This window comes from Bacteroides sp. AF25-5LB, assembly GCF_003602965.1.
Classification (GTDB): domain Bacteria; phylum Bacteroidota; class Bacteroidia; order Bacteroidales; family Bacteroidaceae; genus Bacteroides; species Bacteroides uniformis.
This window is the reverse complement of record NZ_QTMC01000007.1, coordinates 190,493-209,039: the sequence shown is the minus strand read 5'-3', so window position 1 is coordinate 209,039 and position 18,547 is coordinate 190,493. Positions and strand designations below refer to the sequence as shown.

Here is an 18,547-nt window from a genome sequence, read left to right as displayed (position 1 = left end):
AAATTAACAGGCAAAGAAATGAGAAGTTTTAAAGACTTGAATGTCGCTTACAAGCCGGAAGACGGTAAAAAGCGATTCCCCGGAGTGGTGGTAAGCATCCGGGAACTGGTAAACTTACCCATTGTAGTGAAGGACTTTGAGACCGGTATCAAAACCGAGCAGGGAGAAGACCGCTGTATTGTGGCCATCGAAGTGAACGGCGAGGCAAAGAAGTTCTTCACCAACAGCGAGGAAATGAAGAATATTCTCGCACAAGTAAAGGAAATGCCGGATGGTTTCCCGTTTGAAACGACCATCAAGACAGAGACATTCGGCAAAGGTAGAACCAAATACGTGTTTACATGAGAAGAGTTGAAGGAAGTTCCGGGGTTTCGCTGATGGAATGCACGAACCCGGTTAAAGACAAATGGCGCATCCGATGGGATGTGCAGGAAAAAGAGAACGGCTCTGCCTCCTACATGGAAGAGGAGTTCGGGCATAAGCCTACTGATGAGGAAATCCACACATTGGTTATGTCCTGGTATAACAGCCAGACTGATGCGGCTATCCTATCCGGATTCGCCTATAATGGTGCCCATGTATGGCTTTCTGTGGAGAACCAGTACAACTATAAGGCAGCATACGATTTGGCCGTTCAGACGGGCGGAGAAACCCTGCCAGTGACGTTTAAGTTTGGTTCGGATGAACAACCGGAATACCATACTTTTACTCAGTTAGAAGAACTGAAAGATTTCTATACAAAAGCAGTAGGATTCATTCAGACAGTTCTGGCTGAAGGCTGGGAAAAAAAGGACAAGTTCAATTTGGAATTATATCGGATTGAGTGATTGACAATCCCTTCGGGGGAGGGATAAAAAAAGCCCCCGGCCTGTTAATATAGACGCCAATCATTTATTAACACAAAACGCCACGAGAGTGCGCGACCGGGGGCAATGCCCTCTGCCGCACTCTCGTGGCGTTTTTACGCATTAAATAAATGATTGGCATTGCAAAAGTACAAAAATGATTGGATATGACATTGTTTGAAGCACTTAAATTTAACAGAGAACCGCTTGAAATGCTTATAAGTTTGGGCGGCAAGCAGGATGACCTTCGATTCATAGACTTATATACGGAGTATGAGGTCATGAAAAAACAAGGTGAAAAGACCACTTATGCAGTGGCGTTTTTGGCAAATAAATATTCGGTAAGCGAACGTAAGGTGTATGATGTTATCAAACGGTTTGGAAAGCACTGCACGCTCGGTGCAGTGTGATTGATGTGCCGGGGATGCCTTGTGTTGTCCGGTAGAGCTACCTTTGTACAACCAAAAATAAAGCTCATGAATAAGTATTACCAGACATTAGACAAGATACTCCAAACGGGCAAAATCCAGACCAATAGGAAAGGGCGTATCAAGTATCTATTAAACGAAAGGCTCATGCTAACCCCCGCTGATTTACTTGACATATTTGAAAGCCACGGGATAGCCAGGAAAAAGCTGAAAGAGGAATTGAAACTGTTTATGCAAGGAGTCCGGGATGTGGAAAAATACAAAGAGGCAGGGATTACCTGGTGGGATTATTGCGGCCATACCCTTGTAAACAGCTATCCAACTTACTTTGAAAAGCTTCCACCCCTCATAACCAGGATTAACCGGGAAAAGCGCAACAGCAAGAATTATGTCCTGTTTCTTGGAGAAACCGGGGTGGAAAGCAACCAGGCACCCTGCCTGAGTCTTGTGCAGTTCCAAATTGATGAGGGAGAATTGGTGCTATCTGCATATCAGCGTAGTTCTGATGCGAACCTTGGGCTTCCGGCTGATATTTATCATCTTTATCTGATGGCAAGGCAGGTGGAGCTTCCCCTGAAGTCCATAACCCTTGACCTTGGAAATGTGCATATATATGAAAATAACATTGACCGGACTCTGGAACTGTTATCCGGAGTTGAAAACATTAAATTTGACTTGAACGTATGAAGAATATGAATTTATCTGCACCACTGCCATTTGTAGGCCAAAAAAGAATGTTTGCTAAAGAGTTTATTAAAGTTTTGGAACAGTTCCCTGAAGATACCGTGTTTGTGGACTTGTTTGGCGGTTCCGGACTTCTTTCGCATATAGCCAAAAGAAGCAAGCCCGATGCTACTGTTGTCTACAATGACTTCGACAACTACCGGTTCAGACTGAAAAATATCCCACAGACAAATAAACTGCTTGCCGATATTAGGGAGCTGGTGGGTAATTCGATACCCAAACATAAACCAATTAAAGGGGAACTTAGAGAACGCATTTTTAAACGTATCGAGGAAGAAGAACTAAATGTTGGGTACGTGGATTTTATAACCTTATCATCCTCACTTATGTTCTCCATGAAGTATAAATTGTCTGTAGCCGAAATGCGCAAGGAAGTCCTTTATAACAACATTCGCAAGACCGGTTATCCGGAGTCTTCTGACTACTTAAAAGGGCTTGAAATTGTATCATGCGACTACAAAGCAGTATTCAACCAATATAAGGATGTTCCCGGAGTCGTCTTTTTAATTGATCCGCCTTATCTTTCCACTGATGTTGGTACGTACAATATGTATTGGCGCTTGTCTGATTATTTGGATGTTTTAAAGATACTCGAAAAGCATTCCTTCGTTTATTTCACATCCAATAAATCCTCCATACTTGAACTGTGTGAATGGATTGGAGCAAACAAAACCATTGGCAATCCTTTTGAGGGTTGTACAAAAAAGGAATTCAATGCCCACATGAATTATTCTGCCGAATATACAGACATGATGCTGTATAAGAAACAGGAAAAATTAGTTCATAAAACAGCTGCTTAGCACTGAACAAAGATACAATTTTTCAAGTAGAAGGCCAAACTTTTGAGCCTTATTTTAATGCCGTTATAAAGCCATTTTTTATGAAATTATAAAGCCGAAACAGAGGTCATTACAAAACTTTTGTTTCGGCTTTTTGAGTGTTGCGCGCTTTCCTTTTTTGAACGCTTCGTTTTGTCCTTTTCCCTGAAAATCGAACGCTTCGTTTCGGATTCTGCGGAAATTTGGATTTGCGGATTATACAGGAACCAATGCCGAGGGACTTGGCGGCAAGAAAAATATTCTCCAGAGCGCAAGCGCAATCCATAGCAGCCCACCATTGGGTAGGCTCGTTGGAGACAATGACCAGCGTGGGGGCATGATAGTAGCAGCAATAAGTCTGGCTATGTCCACGTTCCCGTGTATGAGGGTCGTCACTCTTGGCAAAGGCGCCTTTGATTTTATCATTCAACTCTTTCAGTACTTCCTTATTCTGAATGGCAGTGAAGTGCCACGTCTCCAAATGCATACCGTTGGGGGCATAAGTAGCCGCCTCAAGGATAAGATTCAAATCTTCTGCGGAAACCTGCTGTTCCATATAGGCACGGACGCTACGGCGTGCCTTGATAGTTTGTAATGTCTCGTTCATTTGTTTAATTGAGAATTGATAGTTGATTATTGATAATGCAAATCGGTGCGTATTCAGTAGGGCTGTTTCATCGTTTCACCAGTCCAATCTTCACATTCAGCTTGAAGTACCAGACGCCGTTCTCGCGCTCCAAGAAGCCGTATTTATCTTTCTCTACGGCACCTTTCTCCAAACGCGTGTTCTGATAAAGGAAGTCTGCAAAGACTTGCGGACGGGATTTGTGGTAGCAGAGTATCTGCCCGTTGCCGTCCGTCAGGAAGATGCCTTCGACGGCAGAGTCCGTACCGTTATAAATTTTGGCAGGGCGCATGCCGAGGGCAAGTGCCAGCAGGAACTGCTTCATCTTGAACTCGTAGAAGCGGTGCTTGTTTATCAACTCGTCTTTTATCTTCAGCGGATTCATCTCCTTGATGCGCTCCGTCAATTCGCTGATGCGGGTAATGCCGTCCAAGTGCATCAAGCGCACCATCTCGGCAAGCATGCGGGGGAAGTGGAGGTCTATCATCAGCAGGTTGCAGCGGAATACGCGGTCGGCAACGTCGGCATACTTCAGCACGCCACCCAGTCGCTCAATCATCATCATGCGTTCTGCCACTTCCGTAGGAGATTCCGGCAGGGCATTCACCTTGTTCACCGTGGGCACGGCAAACTTGACACCGCTTTGCTCCAGCTTCAGATTCGCCGTGCGCCCTCCGTCCAGCAACGGATTCATCGGGGCGAGACGACAACGGACATTGAAGCCCGTCAGAGGTGCTTCGGGATGCCAGAAGGCAACGGAGAAGTCGGTACGGTCCTCCGTCTTTGCTTCCAGGTCGAAGATGTTGACAGCATCCAAAAAGGCTTCCAAACCTTCGGACACTTCCACTTCCTCGCCCGAAACGTTCTTCAACAGATGCAGAACCAACTCTGCCGCATCACCAAAGTCTTCGCGGGGGAAACACAGTTCCTCCTTCTCGCCCGGAACAAACGAACCGTCCTTCCCGGTAGTTCCGCTGACAATGCGCACTTCCTGCGCTTCGATATAGTAACGGCGCGTACCGTCATGCTCTTCCCTCTGTATCAAGGCAACGGGCCAGCGCAGGGTTTCGTCTTTTTCTGCTTTCGGTGTACCCAATGACACGGCTCCATCCGCCAGCAGGCGAAAGAAGGTGTAGAGCTCACCCAGTTCTCTTTTTGTTGCACTAAATGCCATAAACTTTCTTTTGTTTAAAGGAGGGAGTCAGCCTTTCATAAGGAGTGATGCCGTTTCCGCAAAGAAAACAGTCTGTTCCGAAGGACAAAACAACTCGTTCCGTTAAAGGAAACAAACAATTTCCCTATTAAAAGGGGCTCTTATCCCATTTGTTATATTATTCAAACCTTAATGTTTCTACTTTCTCCAACCGTGCCCGCAACTTCGGCATCATGGACTGACGGATGCGGAGCGTCATACGGCAGTCCATATCATACGACTGTTCCAGAATTTCCGGCTCCTCCTCCTTCACCACCCGCATCACATCGTTCATGAAGGGGTATTCGAAGAGGAAAGTCACCTCCTCATCTACCGTCTTTTCAATGATGGTGGCAGCGGCAATGGCTTCGGCGGCAGCAGCCTTATAGGCTACAATCAGTCCACTCGTACCCAACTTGATACCGCCGAAGTAGCGCACTACGATGACGAGAATATCCGTCAGTTCGTTGGAATTGATTTGTCCCAGAATCGGCTTGCCTGCCGTGCCCGAAGGCTCCCCGTTGTCGTTGGCACGGAAGTCCTTCCGCTCATGGCCCAGCATGTAGGCATAGCACACGTGGCGGGCGTCGTAGTATTTCTTCTGGTAAGTTTCCAGATGCGCCTTCACCTCCTCTACTGTACGCACCGGCAGGGCAATAGCAATGAACTTGCTGCGCTTTTCAGTGTAAATGCCCTCGGAAAGGGCAACGATGGTTTTATACGTATCTTCGCTCATGCTGCAAAGATAATGCAAACTGAAGACAGAACTTTCATGCTTGCATGAAAAAGAAATGAAATTTTGTATATACCTTTGTAATTGTACAACTTGTCATCCGAAGCATGACGAAACTATAAAAAACGTATTTATGAAAAAGATAGTAATTGCCCTTGATTCCTTTAAAGGCTGCCTCACCTCGGCAGAAGCAGGAGAAGCTACCGCCCAAGGGGTACATGCCGCATGTCCCGAATGTCGGACCATGGTGCTCCCCGTGGCCGACGGTGGAGAAGGCATGCTCGACGTCCTGCTTGCAGCCAGTAACGGAAAACGTATTACCGTCCGTGCCCACGACCCGTTGATGCAACCGTGCGATGCCAGTTACGGCATCTCCGGAGACGGCAATACCGCATTCGTAGAAATGGCTGCCATCAGCGGCCTGCCACTGGTTCCTGCCGACAAAAGGAATCCGATGAAAACCACCACCTTCGGAACGGGTGAACTGATACGCGATGCCTTGGAACGGGGATGCCTCCGTTTCGTCATCGGACTTGGAGGGAGCGCCACGAACGATGCCGGTCTGGGAATGCTGCAAGCATTGGGATTCCGTTTCTTCGATAAAGAAGGACACGAAGTGGGAAGCATGGAAAAAGGCATCGCCCTATGCGGTGCCCTTCTATCGGAAATCAGCTCCATAGACAGCTCTTCTGCCCATCCCACACTGAAAAAGGCATGTTTCACGGCGGCGTGTGATGTACGCAATCCTTTCTTCGGTCCCAATGGAGCAGCCCACGTATTTGCTCCCCAAAAAGGAGCAGACGCGGATATGGTGAAGGAACTGGATATTGCCATGCAGCATCTTTCGGACGTCATATTCCACACTACCGGCAAAGACGTATCCTTGCATCCCGGTGCCGGTGCGGCAGGTGGTATGGGGGGCGGTCTCCACGCATTTCTGGATGCACAGTTGAAACCCGGCATAGAGCTTCTTTTGGAAACTCTGGACTTTGCAGAAAAGATTAAGGATGCCGACCTCATCATCACCGGAGAAGGGAAATCGGACCGGCAGACTCTCATGGGGAAAGTGCCTTCGGGCATCTTGCAGGAAGCAAGAAGGCAACATATTCCCGTCATCCTGCTGGCAGGAGCGATAGAGGATGCCGGGATACTGAATGCAGCCGGATTCCGGGGCGTATTCTCCATTACCCCCTCTCCCGTCTCTTTGGAGCAGGCCATGCAGCCTGAATTTGCTCAAGAAAATATCCGAAGGACAGTGGAGCAAATTTGCCGGATTTTCTTTTAACTCCCTCTAACTCTTTTAACATACCGATAGCACCAGATACCGACCACGTCGGCAATCAGCCAGCCGATGGGAATGGACCACCAGATGCCCGTCACCCCAATCTCAGGTATCGAAGCAAGCCAGTAAGAAAGAACGACACGGGTGCCCAGCGACAGCACGGTCAGCACAACAGACATGCCCGGCATACGGATGGCTCGGTAGTATCCGTACAGCAAAAACAAGATGCCGATGCCACAGTAGAAAGCACCTTCGATGCGTAGGTACGCCACTCCCACCGCAATAATCTCCGTTTCGTCCGGACGGACAAAGATAAGCATCAACGGTTTGGCAAAGATGAAAACCAATACGGACACAAGGAGCGAAAAAACAACAGTCGTGACAAATGCACTGCGAACACCCCGGTGGATACGGTCGTAACGTGCTGCCCCAAAGTTCTGTGCAATGAAGGTGGAAAAGGCGTTCCCAAATTCCTGCACGGGCATATAGGCGAAAGAGTCAATCTTCACAGCTGCCGCAAAAGCTGCCATTACCGCTGTTCCAAAGCTGTTGACAAGCCCCTGTACCATCAGGATTCCCAGATTCATCACCGACTGTTGGATGCAAGTCAGTGTAGAGAAGGAAGCTATTTCCTTCAAGCAAGTACGGTCAAAACATATGTCTTCATGATGCCATCGCAGTTCCGGACGCCTTCTGTAAGTATAAATGATGATGCCCAGAGCAGCTACTCCTTGAGCGAGGACAGTGGCCGAAGCCGCACCCTGAATCCCCCAATCCAGTTGTAGGATAAAAAACAAGTCGAGCGCTATATTCAGAACGACAGAAACTGCCAGAAACCAAAGCGGAGTGACAGAATCCCCTACTGCACGCAGCAGAGATGCGTAGAAGTTATAGATAAAGGTGAAAACTATACCGCAGAAGATTATCCACAAGTAGCTGCGCATCATGCCGTATATGTCTTGCGGAACCTGCAACAGCCGGAGAATAGGATTGAGCCAGATAAAAACGGCTACATTCAGTATCAGTGTCACGATACCTATCAGTACAAACGAACTGAATATGCTACGACGCAGTGCTACATAGTTTCCGGCGCCATAATGCAGGGAGAATACGGTACCACTGCCCATCGCCAGTCCCAGCAAAACGGATATCAGGAAAACCATCAATGTGTATGCCGAACCGACCGCCGCCAACGCCCCTGCACCAATGCATTGGCCTACAATGAGCGTATCTGCAATGTTGTAGCATTGCTGCAAAAAAGACCCTACCATCATGGGTAGGGTAAAATGTAATAAAGTACCGGTTATGCCTCCTTGTGTGAGGTCTCCTTTCCGTAGCATCCTGCTTTTGTTTTTAAGAGTTTCATTTCCGGGTACAAAGATACAAAACCCTCCAACAAATCATCTGGACTCGACGAAGAAAGAGGCATGTAATAAAAAAAGCAGAGGGTTAACCTCTGCTCTCCATACTGTTTTTGTCAGGATTCAGAATCTTTACGACCTGACGAACATCTCTCTTGTCTGCATTACCGTAAAGGCCAATCTGTTGTCCGGGTACTGTTCCCTTTTCATGTTCTGCCTGGGACAATGCTACTTTCGGGTCAATATGCCCTGCTTTCTTATCTATATTCATACCTATTGAGTTTTTCTAAATTCTTATATGAGAACAAGATAAAAAAGCAAATTGTTCAGCAGTGTCACGAGATATTTAGTAATTCCACTTCAAATATCAGTGTGGAATACGCCGGAATGGGTCCACTGGTACGTGTACCGTATCCCATGGTGTAAGGGATATATACAATCCAACGACTTCCGGGATGCATTCGTAGCAAGGCAATCTGCCAGCCCTCAATCACTTCATTCAGACGAAAAGCCTCCGGACAATTCCGTTTCCACGAATTATCGAACTCACGCCCATTGATAAGCGTGCCTTTATAATGCACAGATACTACACTGTTGAGACGTGGTGTCGGACCGTCTCTGCCTTCCTCCAATACCCGATAAAGTATGCCGCAAGGCAATTCCTTGATTCCTTCTGCCGTACGCAACTGCTCCAGAAACTGTTCGTTCTGCAATTTATATTCTTCTTTTCTACCCATATTGACTTTTTCAATACTTTACAATAATTTGTGCACTGCTTTCTTGCAGTTCCGCATATCCTTTTCCGTCAGCTCAGGATGCTTCTTAGTACCTCCCCTCTCAATGGTTTTCACAATCTTGAAACCACTCCATTTCAGAATCTCCCTGAAAGCTTTCACCACACCGTGCGTCTGATTATAGAGAATATTGAAAGGATAAGGGGTAGTACAAGTGCTTACCACAATCGCTTTCTTACCCTTATGAAGCGGAAGGGGCATTCCCCAGGAGTTCTCCCCCATCATACCGTAAACCATACGGTCGAAAAGCACTTTCACTTCTCCCGGCATGTTTCCCCAATAGCAAGGAGCACCGATTATCAGTGCATCGGCTTCCTTCATAGACTGCAACACTCTCTGTGCGCCATCCTCGGGCAAACAACACTTCAATGAACTGCGGCACTTCATGCAACCGATGCAGGGATGCACCTGCAACCGCGGAACGTCTATATAAACAGTCTCAGCTCCGCAACCTTCAAGTTCCCGCTTCATCAGCTCCAACATTTTCGATATGTTGCCATGACGGCGAGGACTGCCGTTAAGAATCAATACCTTCATTGTATACTCTCAATTTTTCGGCAAAGGTCGGCATTTTCTACATAATAACCTTACTTATTATTCTGTTTTAATCCGAAAAAAACAGGGATGTCTTTTAGTGGAAGACATCCCCGTTTCAGTTTATATCAATTCATTTAGTCCAGTTTATGAATCACCAGTCCCGAACGCAACTTCGGCTCAAACCAAGTTGTCTTGGGAGGCATGATGTTGCCCGTATCGGCAATATCCATCAGTTGCTTCATGGAAACGGGATAGAGGGCCAATGCCACTTTCATCTCACCGCTGTCCACCCGCTTCTTCAACTCTCCCAAACCACGGATGCCACCTACAAAGTCGATACGCTTATCGGAACGGAGGTCTTTGATGCCAAGCACTTCATCCAGTATCAGATTAGAGGAGATGGTTACATCCAGTACACCAATGGGGTCGTTATCATTATAAGTACCCGGTTTGGCAGTAAGGCTGTACCACTTTCCGTCCAGATAGAGGGAGAAGTTATGCAATTCGGACGGCTTATAGATGTCCTCACCTTTCTCCTCCACGATGAAATTCTTGCCCACAGCGGTCAGGAACTCTTCGGGAGTCATACCGTTCAAGTCCTTCACCACCCGGTTATAGTCAATAATAGTCAACTGGTTGGCAGGGAAGCACACGGCCATGAAGTAATTGTACTCTTCGTCACCACGGTGATTGGGGTTTTGCTTGGCTTTCTCCGCACCCACCAAAGCGGCAGCGGCACTGCGATGATGCCCATCGGCAATGTAGAGGGCGGGCATCTTGGCAAACTCCTTGGTTATGGCATCAATATCCTCCTGCTTGTCTATAATCCAGAAGGTATGACCGAAACCGTCACCCGGAGCGATAAAGTCGTATACCGGTTTCCCCGCTGTATAACGGGAAATGATGGCATCCAGCGCAGCGTTATCGGGATAGGCAAAGAATACGGGTTCAATATTGGCATTGTTCACGCGGACATGCTTCATACGGTCCTCCTCTTTGTCACGACGAGTCAACTCGTGCTTCTTGATAACACCGTTCATATAATCGGGAACATAGGCACCAACAACAAGACCGTACTGTGTCTTGCCGTTCATGGTCTGGGCATAGATGTAATAGTTTTCTTTATCATCCTGCACCAGCCAGCCTTTCTCTTGGAACATACGGAAGTTCTCTGCAGCTTTCCGATAAACACGTTCGTCATGTTCATCCGTACCGACGGGAAAATCTATTTCCGGCTTGATGATATGATATAGGGACTTCTCATTACCTTCCGCTTCTGCACGTGCTTCTGCAGAATTCAATACGTCGTAAGGACGGGACGCTACTTGTTCCACCAAATCCTGAGGGGGACGAATCCCCTTAAAGGGTTTAATTATAGCCATAAGAGAGTGTTTTATATGGATTATTGAGAATAGTCTTACTATTCATCTCATTTCTTATTTACGCGGAACTTCTCGCAACCGTCTTTCAGGAAGCCTACAATCTGCTTGGCAGCGGCAATACCTGCGTTGATATTGGCTTCGGCAGTCTGGGCCCCCATCTTTTTCGGTGTAGAGAAATAACGTCCGGCAAACTTGGCTGCAAATGTTTCATTGGCAGCAGGCATAATGTCGGTCATGTATTTCAAGTCGGTACGCTCTTCCATCAGCTGGATAAGCTCGGCTTCATTGATGACTTCCTTACGGGCTGTGTTCACCAGCAGTCCGCCTTTCGGCATTTTGTTCACCAATGCATAATTGATGGAATTCTTCGTTTCGGCAGTTGCAGGAATATGCAGGGAAACGACATCGCAAGTAGAGTAAAGCTCTTCGGCAGAACCCACAGCCTTCACTCCATCCTTCTCGATTACTTCTTTCGGGCAGAAAGCGTCGAACGCATAAATCTCCATACCGAAGCCTTTGGCAATACGGGCTACGTTGCGACCCACGTTACCATAAGCGTGGATACCCAGTTTCTTGCCCATCAGTTCAGTACCGGAAGTACCGTTATACATATTACGGACAGCCATCACCATCAAGCCGAAAGCCAACTCGGCCACAGCATTGGAGTTCTGTCCCGGAGTATTCATTACACATACATTGTGGGCAGTAGCTGCTTCCAGGTCCACATTGTCATAACCGGCACCGGCACGCACCACAATCTTCAGTTCCTTGGCGGCATCCAGCACTTCAGCATCAATGATGTCACTGCGGATAATGATAGCGTTTGCATCTTTCACAGCCTCCAGCAGCTTGGCTTTCTCACCATATTTTTCCAGCAGCACGAGTTCGTAACCTGCTGCTTCTATTTCTTTACGGATACCGTCTACTGCCACTTTGGCAAACGGTTTGTCTGTTGCAACTAATACTTTCATAATTTCATGATATTAAAAAGACTCACCACAGATGACACAGATTATCACAGAGTTTAATCATAAAAACAATCTGTGCAAATCTGCGTAATCTGTGGTGAAAAACAATATTATTAATGAAGTTTCTCAAATTCCTGCATGCAGTCAATCAAAGCCTGCACACTTTCCTTCGGCATGGCATTGTAGCAGGATGCACGGAATCCGCCTACAGAACGGTGTCCCTTGATACCTACCATACCTCTTTCGGTAGCGAACTTCAGGAAGTCAGCTTCCAGTTCCTTGTATTCGGGAGCCATCACAAAGCAGATGTTCATGCGTGAACGGTCTTCTTTGGCAGCCGTACCCACAAACATTTTGTTACGGTCAATTTCGGCATACAGCATATCGGCCTTTTCGATGGCACGGCGTTCCATTTCCTTCACGCCACCCTCTGCCTTAATCCAGCGCAATGTCTGCAGGGCTGCATAGATGGGGACAACGGGAGGAGTATTGAACATAGAGCCGCTATCCACATGCGTCTGATAGTTCAGCATGGTCGGAATATAGCGGGATACCTTACCCAGAGCGTCATTCTTCACGATGACGAATGTAACACCGGAAGGAGCCAGATTCTTCTGTGCACCACCATAGATACAGATATATTTGGATACGTCGATGGGACGGGAGAAAATATCAGAAGACATATCGGCCACCATCGGAACGTTTACGTCCAAATCCTCTTTCAGTTCCGTACCGTAGATTGTATTGTTGGTAGTGATGTGGAAATAGTCTGCATCGGCAGGCACTGTATAGTCCTTCGGAATATAGGTATAAGTAGATTCAGCGGAAGAAGCGACTTCAACTACTTCACCGAATGCCTTAGCTTCTTTCATGGCTTTTTTGGCCCATACACCCGTATTCAGGTAAGCAGCTTTCTTTTCAAGGAAGTTGAAGGGTACCATGCAGAATTCCAAACTGGCACCACCGCCCAAGAACAGTACCGAATATCCTTCGGGGATATTGAGCAATTCTTTGAATAATGCCACAGCTTCGTCCACAACGGGTTGGAAGTCTTTGGCACGGTGGCTGATTTCCATCAGTGAGAGGCCTGAGCCATTGAAATCAAGAATAGCTTGTGCCGTATTCTCAATCACCTCACGAGGAAGGATAGAAGGTCCTGCATTGAAATTATGCTTTTTCATTTGAAGTTTGTTTTGGTTATACAATTTCGTTCATTAATGTCTTTCGACTTTGCGAAATTACGGAAATATTTCTTCAAAACAAACCTTTCCTGATGAAATTCTATTTTTAAGCCGCATTTAGCTTACTTTTTAATGGTTTATACAAGATATATGCACCATTTTGTTATCTTTACTTATCAAGGATAATACTTTTAGAGAAACTAAAAGCAAGGCGGTTTCATTACTTCATATTCAAAAGAATAAGCGCAAATAAAATGAATATTTATAAGATAAATCACTTTGCTTCCTCTATAACAGTTTTCATTCCCTTGATTTTTTCACCGCGTACCAGCGTCAACAATTGTTTCATTTTACTGCGGCGCACGGCTACAAAGGCATAGTGTTCCTTTACGTCCACCTGCCCGACATCTTCACGCGCCATCTCTCCTTTTTTATACAAGAAGCCGACAATATCTATCTTATTCAACTTATCCTTTTTCCCTTTACCTATATATAAGGTAGCCCATCGGGGCTTGGCCGGTTTGGGAAGCGCCTCCGGAAACTCGTACATTGCGATGTCTTCAGAGATATACTCGGGTACCCGCTCCTCGGCATGCAGGACAAGATACGCATTTCCCGATGCCTCCCAGCGGGCGGTACGTCCATTACGATGTGTATAAGCTTCCTCGTTTATGGGCAGATGGTAATGCACCACATTGTCTATACCCGGGATGTCAAGTCCGCGGGCGGCAAGGTCGGTGGATATCAGTACGGCGCAACTGCCATTGCGGAACTTGTAAAGCGCACGTTCGCGGTCGGGTTGCTCCATACCGCCATGAAACATGTCGCAAGGGAACTTCCTGGCGTTCAGGTACCCAACAACACGCTCCACGCTTTCACGATAATTGCAGAATACCAAGGTGGAATGATAGCCGAGAGTACAAAGCAGGTTATAGAGGGTCTCCAGCTTGTCCTTCTCCGGAGAAATAACCTTGTGCAGCCGCAAACGCGGAGCAAGAGCTTCCGGAGCAAGAAAATCAAGCTTCATGAACCGGGAGACGGAAGACGGGGAATCACCTCCTACTCCGGCAAATTGCGGTATTTCCTCTGCATCGGTGGCCGAGAGAAGCACACGTTTTTTCAGTGAGGGAAGCTGTCCGATAACCTCCGCCATCTCGTCATGAAAACCAAACTCAAGACACTTGTCGAACTCATCTATCACCAAAGTGACAACAGTGGCGGCATTGAAATTCTCTTTCCTCAAATGGTCGTTCATACGTCCCGGAGTACCGATAATGACGGCAGGATGAATGCCTTTCATTGTCCGGTGTTCTTCCATGGCAGGACGTCCGCCATAACAACTCATGGCCTTAAAGGGAGTTCCCATGGACTTGAACACAGTTTCTATCTGCAAAGCCAGTTCGCGGGAAGGTACCAGTACAAGAGCCTGCACACCTTGTATTTCCGCTTTCAAAGTCTGTACCAGCGGAAGGAGAAAAGCCAGTGTCTTACCCGAACCGGTGGGCGAAAGAAGCACTAAATCTTTGGCTGATTGATAGGCTTCTTTAGCCGCCTCCTGCATCGGAGTGAGTTCCTGTATCTTCAAGTTATGAAGTATATCCGAAAGTTCCATGAATATCTCTTTTTTTAATCAATGTGCAAAGATACAGATAAGAAGTCAGTTTCCATCAAAACGAAAACAGCTTTTAAGAAAGCTACCTAAATCATGGCATGTCCCGTCATACTAAAAGGGGAGACTCCCCTTTTACAATATAGTTTTCTGAAGCTTTTACCAAGCCCAATCGTCAGCACTATAAGTAGCTTCTACAGTCTTCTCTATCTCATTAGGCAGGTTACAGAAGAAGTCGATACCGGTTTCGTACTCCAAATTTTTAATAGAAACGGCATAAACCATAAATTCATCTTTTCCAGGTTTTTCCGGTAATAATTCAGAATGAGGGACTAAAAAAGCGATAGTATGATAAACCCCTGCCTTCTCGCTCAACAGAGCCATGTAATAATAGCTGGGGCAAATGAGTCCGCCAAGTGTCAGCCCGTCGGCATTGGTGGTGGGATAAAGCCCGTCGTTGGCTTTCTTCACACCAGTGAAATTGGTAAGCAAACGGTCAGTAGTACCACCTTTCACGACATAAAGCTTGTCGTATGTGCCATTGATGGTGGAACGTCCCCAAGTCTGCACCTGCTTCTCAAGAGCCGCCCAATACTTTTGATTGAAACTCCCTATCTGTGGCGAGATATTACTGTAGTAGAAGGTCTGCTTATTGGCACTTTTACTGTACACACGGTCTTCGCTGGCACAAAGATGCCCCTTGTCGTACCCATCGCTCTTATGCATGGATTCAGTCACCTCCACACTGTTGTCAATATTGGGGTCGTCCTGATTCCACTCGTTGGCACGCTTCACGTTGTCTTGCGCAGTAATCGGGTCGAAACTGAATGCCACCCAAGCCGAATGCTTCTTGGAAGCGATGTATTCCAAGGAGAAATTGAGTACCTGCCCGGCACCTTCCTCATCAGACACGCCTGCATAGTATTCAATATATTGATTGGTTGCATTGAGAGCTGGGATTTCAAGATTGTCTGCTTTATTGTTATCAGCAATATTGGCATTTTTCACATCTATATCCTCAGAAGCCACATACTCTATGCCCACTTCATTACCGTGAATATAGGCCACGCGGAGCTTGCCCATCTGATAATGATTGTAGCGGTTGAAACGCACCCAATAGCACGTAGAGGGTTTCACCTCAACGCTTTCGCTGAAAGCATCGGCAGACGGGACGGCAGTAAGCCCTTCCAGCGACTCACTATTAACAGGAGCAAATGCGTAATTACGCCCGGTAAAAGCTTTGGATTGGATATAGAAAGGGGTGCCGATAGCCTTGGGCTTATACACGTTGAAACCATTGTCGCTCGACTCATAGCCCTTCATCACGTAAGTATCCGAACCTTGCTCGGTAGGTATTATCTCGGGAATGAGCGAAGCCTCTGAAGAATCATCACATCCAGCCAGCCAAATTCCGACCAGCAAAAGAAATAAGTAAGACAGTTTTTTCATCTATGTTTCTAAATTTGATTTTACGATACTAAGAATGCAAATGTGGTAATGGACTTTACTGTCCATTACCACATTGTCTATTGCACAACCTCAGGAATTATTCCTTCACCACAAAGTTACTCATGTAGAATGTAGGAGCAAATCCAGGGTCAGTATTACTTGCATAACGGAATGCCACATATACTTTCTTGCCCACATAGTCGGCCATGGAAGTACGCATTTCGATCTCTTTAGAGCTTGTAGGCCACTCGAACGACAACGGATCACTCCAAGCCGCTCCTTGCAATGCTGCAATCTTCTCTTCATCAGTAGCAGTAGAAGCTGCAGGAATATAATTTTCGGATACATGTACAGACACTGCATCCTCAATCTTACCTCCATACAAATAGTCTGCCGAAGCAGTGAATACCATCTGTGGGGCAATAGCTTCGGTAAGGTCTACCTCACCGGTTACAAGCCATGCCTCCGTATCTCGGTTACGCTGATAATAACCGCTTGCCTTGATACGGGTATAACCTGCACCTGCACTCCATACATAATTCATGCCATCAAGCTTCACATTCACAATCTGAGCATCGTTATGAAGTTCACCAGCAAAGTCATTGCTATAATACTCTTTTGCTTCCATCCATTTGCCGTCAGTTTTCAGGAATGCCATTTCTGCAGTTTCCGTTTCGGTATTCTTCTTCACCCATGCAGTGCCATCGAAGCCATATTCATCGGCCATCACATCATACTCCTTATTTCCGAAATAAACTACTGCCTTGACATCCCCGCTCTGTGCGTAAGGGAATGCATTCTTCAGATAAACGGGCAATACGGCATCAGCATCGCTCAAATAGTCCGAACCGGTAGAAACATAATCGGCAGGTTGCATCACACGGATACCGATACTTGCGCTTTCTTCGTAGGCAGTCCAAGCCGAACCGTCATACTGATAGAGAGCAGAAGCATTTGGCTTCACGTCTGATGCACGGGTAACGGCACGAGCAGGTATTTCAGCTTCTGATTCAGGAATCTCCTTATAAATATCCACACCCTCATAATACCCTGATACGGTACTTGTAAGTGACATATTCTTAAACTCTACAGTAGGCGCACACTCTGTAGTACTCTTATAACGGAAAGCAATGGTTATCTTCTTGCCCTCGTAAGCACTCAGGTCAATATCACCGGAATTTACATAATTCCAATTCTTGCCTTCCGGCCATTGAGGTACATTCAGAGCCTTCCATTCAGCAGCAGCCACATCATCCACATAATCTTCCGAAGCCAGCAGTTCAATAAAATCAGCACGATTGTTACCATTCAAGAAATTAATGGCAATATCTACCTTAAGAAGAGGAGCCTTCGCTTTTGCTAAATCTATAATAGGAGAAACCACCCATGCTTCCGATTCAAAATCGCTATCTCCCACATGGGCACTACCCTTCCAACCATATTTGCCATCCACCTTCCATACATTGGTCAACGTGCCGGTAAGTTTCACATTCTGAGTAGTGAAACCGCCCTCGTTTCCATTGAACGACTCATTCATATAAATGCCCAACGTAGCATTCGGATAAGAACCGTATGAATAAGAGCTTTCTTTTTCATAGAAATTCAGCTTGATGATTTTGTCCTTTTCCACATTTTTCACATCAAATGCCTTACGGTCATAGTTATAAGCAAAGCTCCAATCCCCACCCTCGGGTATGGAAGTACCGATGTTGAAGCTGTTAAACGTACCACTCTGATAGATGAACTTGCCATCCGGGCGTTGCATAGTGAAACCTTTTTCCGTAGGAGTAAGTGTCATTATATGATTGGACACATCGCTGGTGATGAAACCATCCGCAATCTCTACCGGTTCACCCTCCATATAACCATACGTCTTATCCGGGTCTTTGAACTGACCGAAAGGAATCCAAGTATTATCCTTCGTCGGAGCCACAATGACATAATTACCTCCTTCGGCATCAATAGAAGTTACTTTCTGATATACCATTTTCACTGCACCGCCGCCTGTACTGGGCTCGGTCTCCGACCAAGCGTAATTCACTTGGCACACATCTCCCGTCTTCGGGTTCTTGATACCTTCCTTCAACAAAGCAGGAAGCTTCTTCAACGTAGAAGGGGTGAGATATTTTACTACCATGCTTTCCCCCCATACTGTAGCGTAATTGTCAGAAGTAAGTTCGAAAGTCTGAGCTTCGTTTATCTTCGAGAGATATTCAGGTTGCTCCTTGCCGATATTGTACTGTACCAGCACCTTGGAACCATCTGACAGATATGCGTAGAGCGAATCGACAAATGCAGGCAGATAGTCTTCGGGAGCTACCATATCAGTAAACATCTTGGTTTTACCCAGCTGGTTCAATGCCGTAAGATAAGTCTGCCCCTCGGGATCCTTGGCGAGAGCTATCCCTTGGTTCTTCGGCATAGAAGCTATTTTGCCATAATGGGCATCAGCCAATACGAGGGTATCGGTACTGACATCCGTGATGGTTTCTTTTTCATCAAATCCGGGGAAATTATCCTCGTTATAATCGCAGGCCCCGAGTGCAAACAGCGAAGCCAATGCGGTTCCTAATAATATATGTTTTTTCATAAATATGTT

18 protein-coding genes and 1 pseudogene are annotated in these 18,547 nt (G+C 46.4%); 6 read left to right on the top strand and 13 right to left on the bottom strand.

What is annotated here, in order from left to right; genetic code table 11:
- The 5 genes and pseudogenes from DWY57_RS10410 to DWY57_RS10390 form a co-directional block, all read left to right on the top strand.
- Positions 1-345, top strand: a pseudogene (locus tag DWY57_RS10410) (hypothetical protein); the annotation flags it as partial.
- Complete coding sequence (locus DWY57_RS10405) at positions 342-827, top strand: hypothetical protein (protein ID WP_007562469.1); 486 nt, start codon at positions 342-344, stop codon at positions 825-827. The pseudogene DWY57_RS10410 and the gene DWY57_RS10405, both read left to right, overlap by 4 nt.
- 185 nt (positions 828-1,012) lie before the next feature.
- Positions 1,013-1,255, top strand: coding sequence for a hypothetical protein (locus tag DWY57_RS10400; protein ID WP_007562467.1), 243 nt, complete (start codon positions 1,013-1,015; stop codon positions 1,253-1,255).
- A gap of 66 nt (positions 1,256-1,321) precedes the next feature.
- The gene (locus DWY57_RS10395) at positions 1,322-1,960 is read left to right on the top strand and encodes a thymidylate synthase (protein WP_007562465.1); all 639 of its coding nucleotides are present in this window, start codon (positions 1,322-1,324) and stop codon (positions 1,958-1,960) included.
- Entirely contained in the window at positions 1,957-2,817 is an 861-nt protein-coding gene (locus tag DWY57_RS10390; protein WP_007562461.1) for a DNA adenine methylase, read from the top strand. The genes DWY57_RS10395 and DWY57_RS10390 overlap by 4 nt, the downstream gene beginning before the upstream one ends.
- 109 nt (positions 2,818-2,926) lie before the next feature.
- On the opposite strand, the gene DWY57_RS10385 is transcribed toward DWY57_RS10390, so the two are convergent.
- From DWY57_RS10385 to DWY57_RS10375, 3 genes are all read right to left on the bottom strand, one after another.
- Positions 2,927-3,442, bottom strand: a complete 516-nt coding sequence (locus tag DWY57_RS10385; RefSeq protein WP_317126743.1) for a nitroreductase family protein — start codon at positions 3,440-3,442, stop codon at positions 2,927-2,929.
- A gap of 67 nt (positions 3,443-3,509) precedes the next feature.
- A complete protein-coding gene (locus tag DWY57_RS10380; RefSeq protein ID WP_117964484.1) occupies positions 3,510-4,634 on the bottom strand; it encodes an HpaII family restriction endonuclease in 1,125 nt (374 codons plus the stop codon).
- A gap of 157 nt (positions 4,635-4,791) precedes the next feature.
- The gene (locus DWY57_RS10375; RefSeq protein ID WP_117964485.1) at positions 4,792-5,388 is read right to left on the bottom strand and encodes a YigZ family protein; all 597 of its coding nucleotides are present in this window, start codon (positions 5,386-5,388) and stop codon (positions 4,792-4,794) included.
- A 130-nt stretch (positions 5,389-5,518) separates the two neighbouring features.
- On the opposite strand from DWY57_RS10375, the gene DWY57_RS10370 reads away from it, so the two are divergent.
- Positions 5,519-6,670, top strand: a complete 1,152-nt coding sequence (locus DWY57_RS10370) for a glycerate kinase (protein WP_119961694.1) — start codon at positions 5,519-5,521, stop codon at positions 6,668-6,670.
- Here DWY57_RS10370 and DWY57_RS10365 read toward each other — a convergent pair.
- The 10 genes from DWY57_RS10365 to DWY57_RS10320 all read right to left on the bottom strand — a co-directional run bounded on the left by DWY57_RS10365 (position 6,667) and on the right by DWY57_RS10320 (position 18,538).
- Positions 6,667-8,007: an MATE family efflux transporter gene (locus DWY57_RS10365; RefSeq protein ID WP_117600579.1), complete on the bottom strand. Its 1,341-nt coding sequence runs from the start codon at positions 8,005-8,007 to the stop codon at positions 6,667-6,669. The two genes, DWY57_RS10370 and DWY57_RS10365, sit on opposite strands and share 4 nt — an antisense overlap.
- 109 nt (positions 8,008-8,116) lie before the next feature.
- Positions 8,117-8,299, bottom strand: coding sequence for a hypothetical protein (locus DWY57_RS10360; protein ID WP_005828120.1), 183 nt, complete (start codon positions 8,297-8,299; stop codon positions 8,117-8,119).
- 64 nt (positions 8,300-8,363) lie between these two features.
- Positions 8,364-8,765 carry an FKBP-type peptidyl-prolyl cis-trans isomerase gene (locus tag DWY57_RS10355; RefSeq protein WP_016273512.1) on the bottom strand — a complete coding sequence of 134 codons (402 nt, stop codon included), beginning with the start codon at positions 8,763-8,765 and terminating at the stop codon, positions 8,364-8,366.
- 18 nt (positions 8,766-8,783) lie between these two features.
- Positions 8,784-9,359: a flavodoxin family protein gene (locus tag DWY57_RS10350; RefSeq protein ID WP_119961693.1), complete on the bottom strand. Its 576-nt coding sequence runs from the start codon at positions 9,357-9,359 to the stop codon at positions 8,784-8,786.
- 134 nt (positions 9,360-9,493) lie between these two features.
- Complete coding sequence (locus tag DWY57_RS10345; RefSeq protein WP_119961692.1) at positions 9,494-10,741, bottom strand: DUF1015 domain-containing protein; 1,248 nt, start codon at positions 10,739-10,741, stop codon at positions 9,494-9,496.
- A gap of 47 nt (positions 10,742-10,788) precedes the next feature.
- Positions 10,789-11,712 (bottom strand): NAD(P)-dependent oxidoreductase, encoded by a 924-nt coding sequence (locus DWY57_RS10340; protein ID WP_117600581.1) that lies wholly within the window; start codon positions 11,710-11,712, stop codon positions 10,789-10,791.
- 110 nt (positions 11,713-11,822) lie between these two features.
- Positions 11,823-12,890, bottom strand: coding sequence for a 3-phosphoserine/phosphohydroxythreonine transaminase (gene serC, locus DWY57_RS10335; RefSeq protein WP_005828105.1), 1,068 nt, complete (start codon positions 12,888-12,890; stop codon positions 11,823-11,825).
- Positions 12,891-13,164: 274 nt separating this feature from the next.
- Positions 13,165-14,502, bottom strand: coding sequence for a DEAD/DEAH box helicase (locus DWY57_RS10330; RefSeq protein ID WP_119961691.1), 1,338 nt, complete (start codon positions 14,500-14,502; stop codon positions 13,165-13,167).
- Between the two features lie 156 nt (positions 14,503-14,658).
- Positions 14,659-15,948, bottom strand: coding sequence for a DNA/RNA non-specific endonuclease (locus DWY57_RS10325; protein ID WP_035448193.1), 1,290 nt, complete (start codon positions 15,946-15,948; stop codon positions 14,659-14,661).
- A gap of 97 nt (positions 15,949-16,045) precedes the next feature.
- A complete protein-coding gene (locus DWY57_RS10320; protein WP_243634670.1) occupies positions 16,046-18,538 on the bottom strand; it encodes a choice-of-anchor J domain-containing protein in 2,493 nt (830 codons plus the stop codon).
- Positions 18,539-18,547 lie beyond the last annotated feature (9 nt).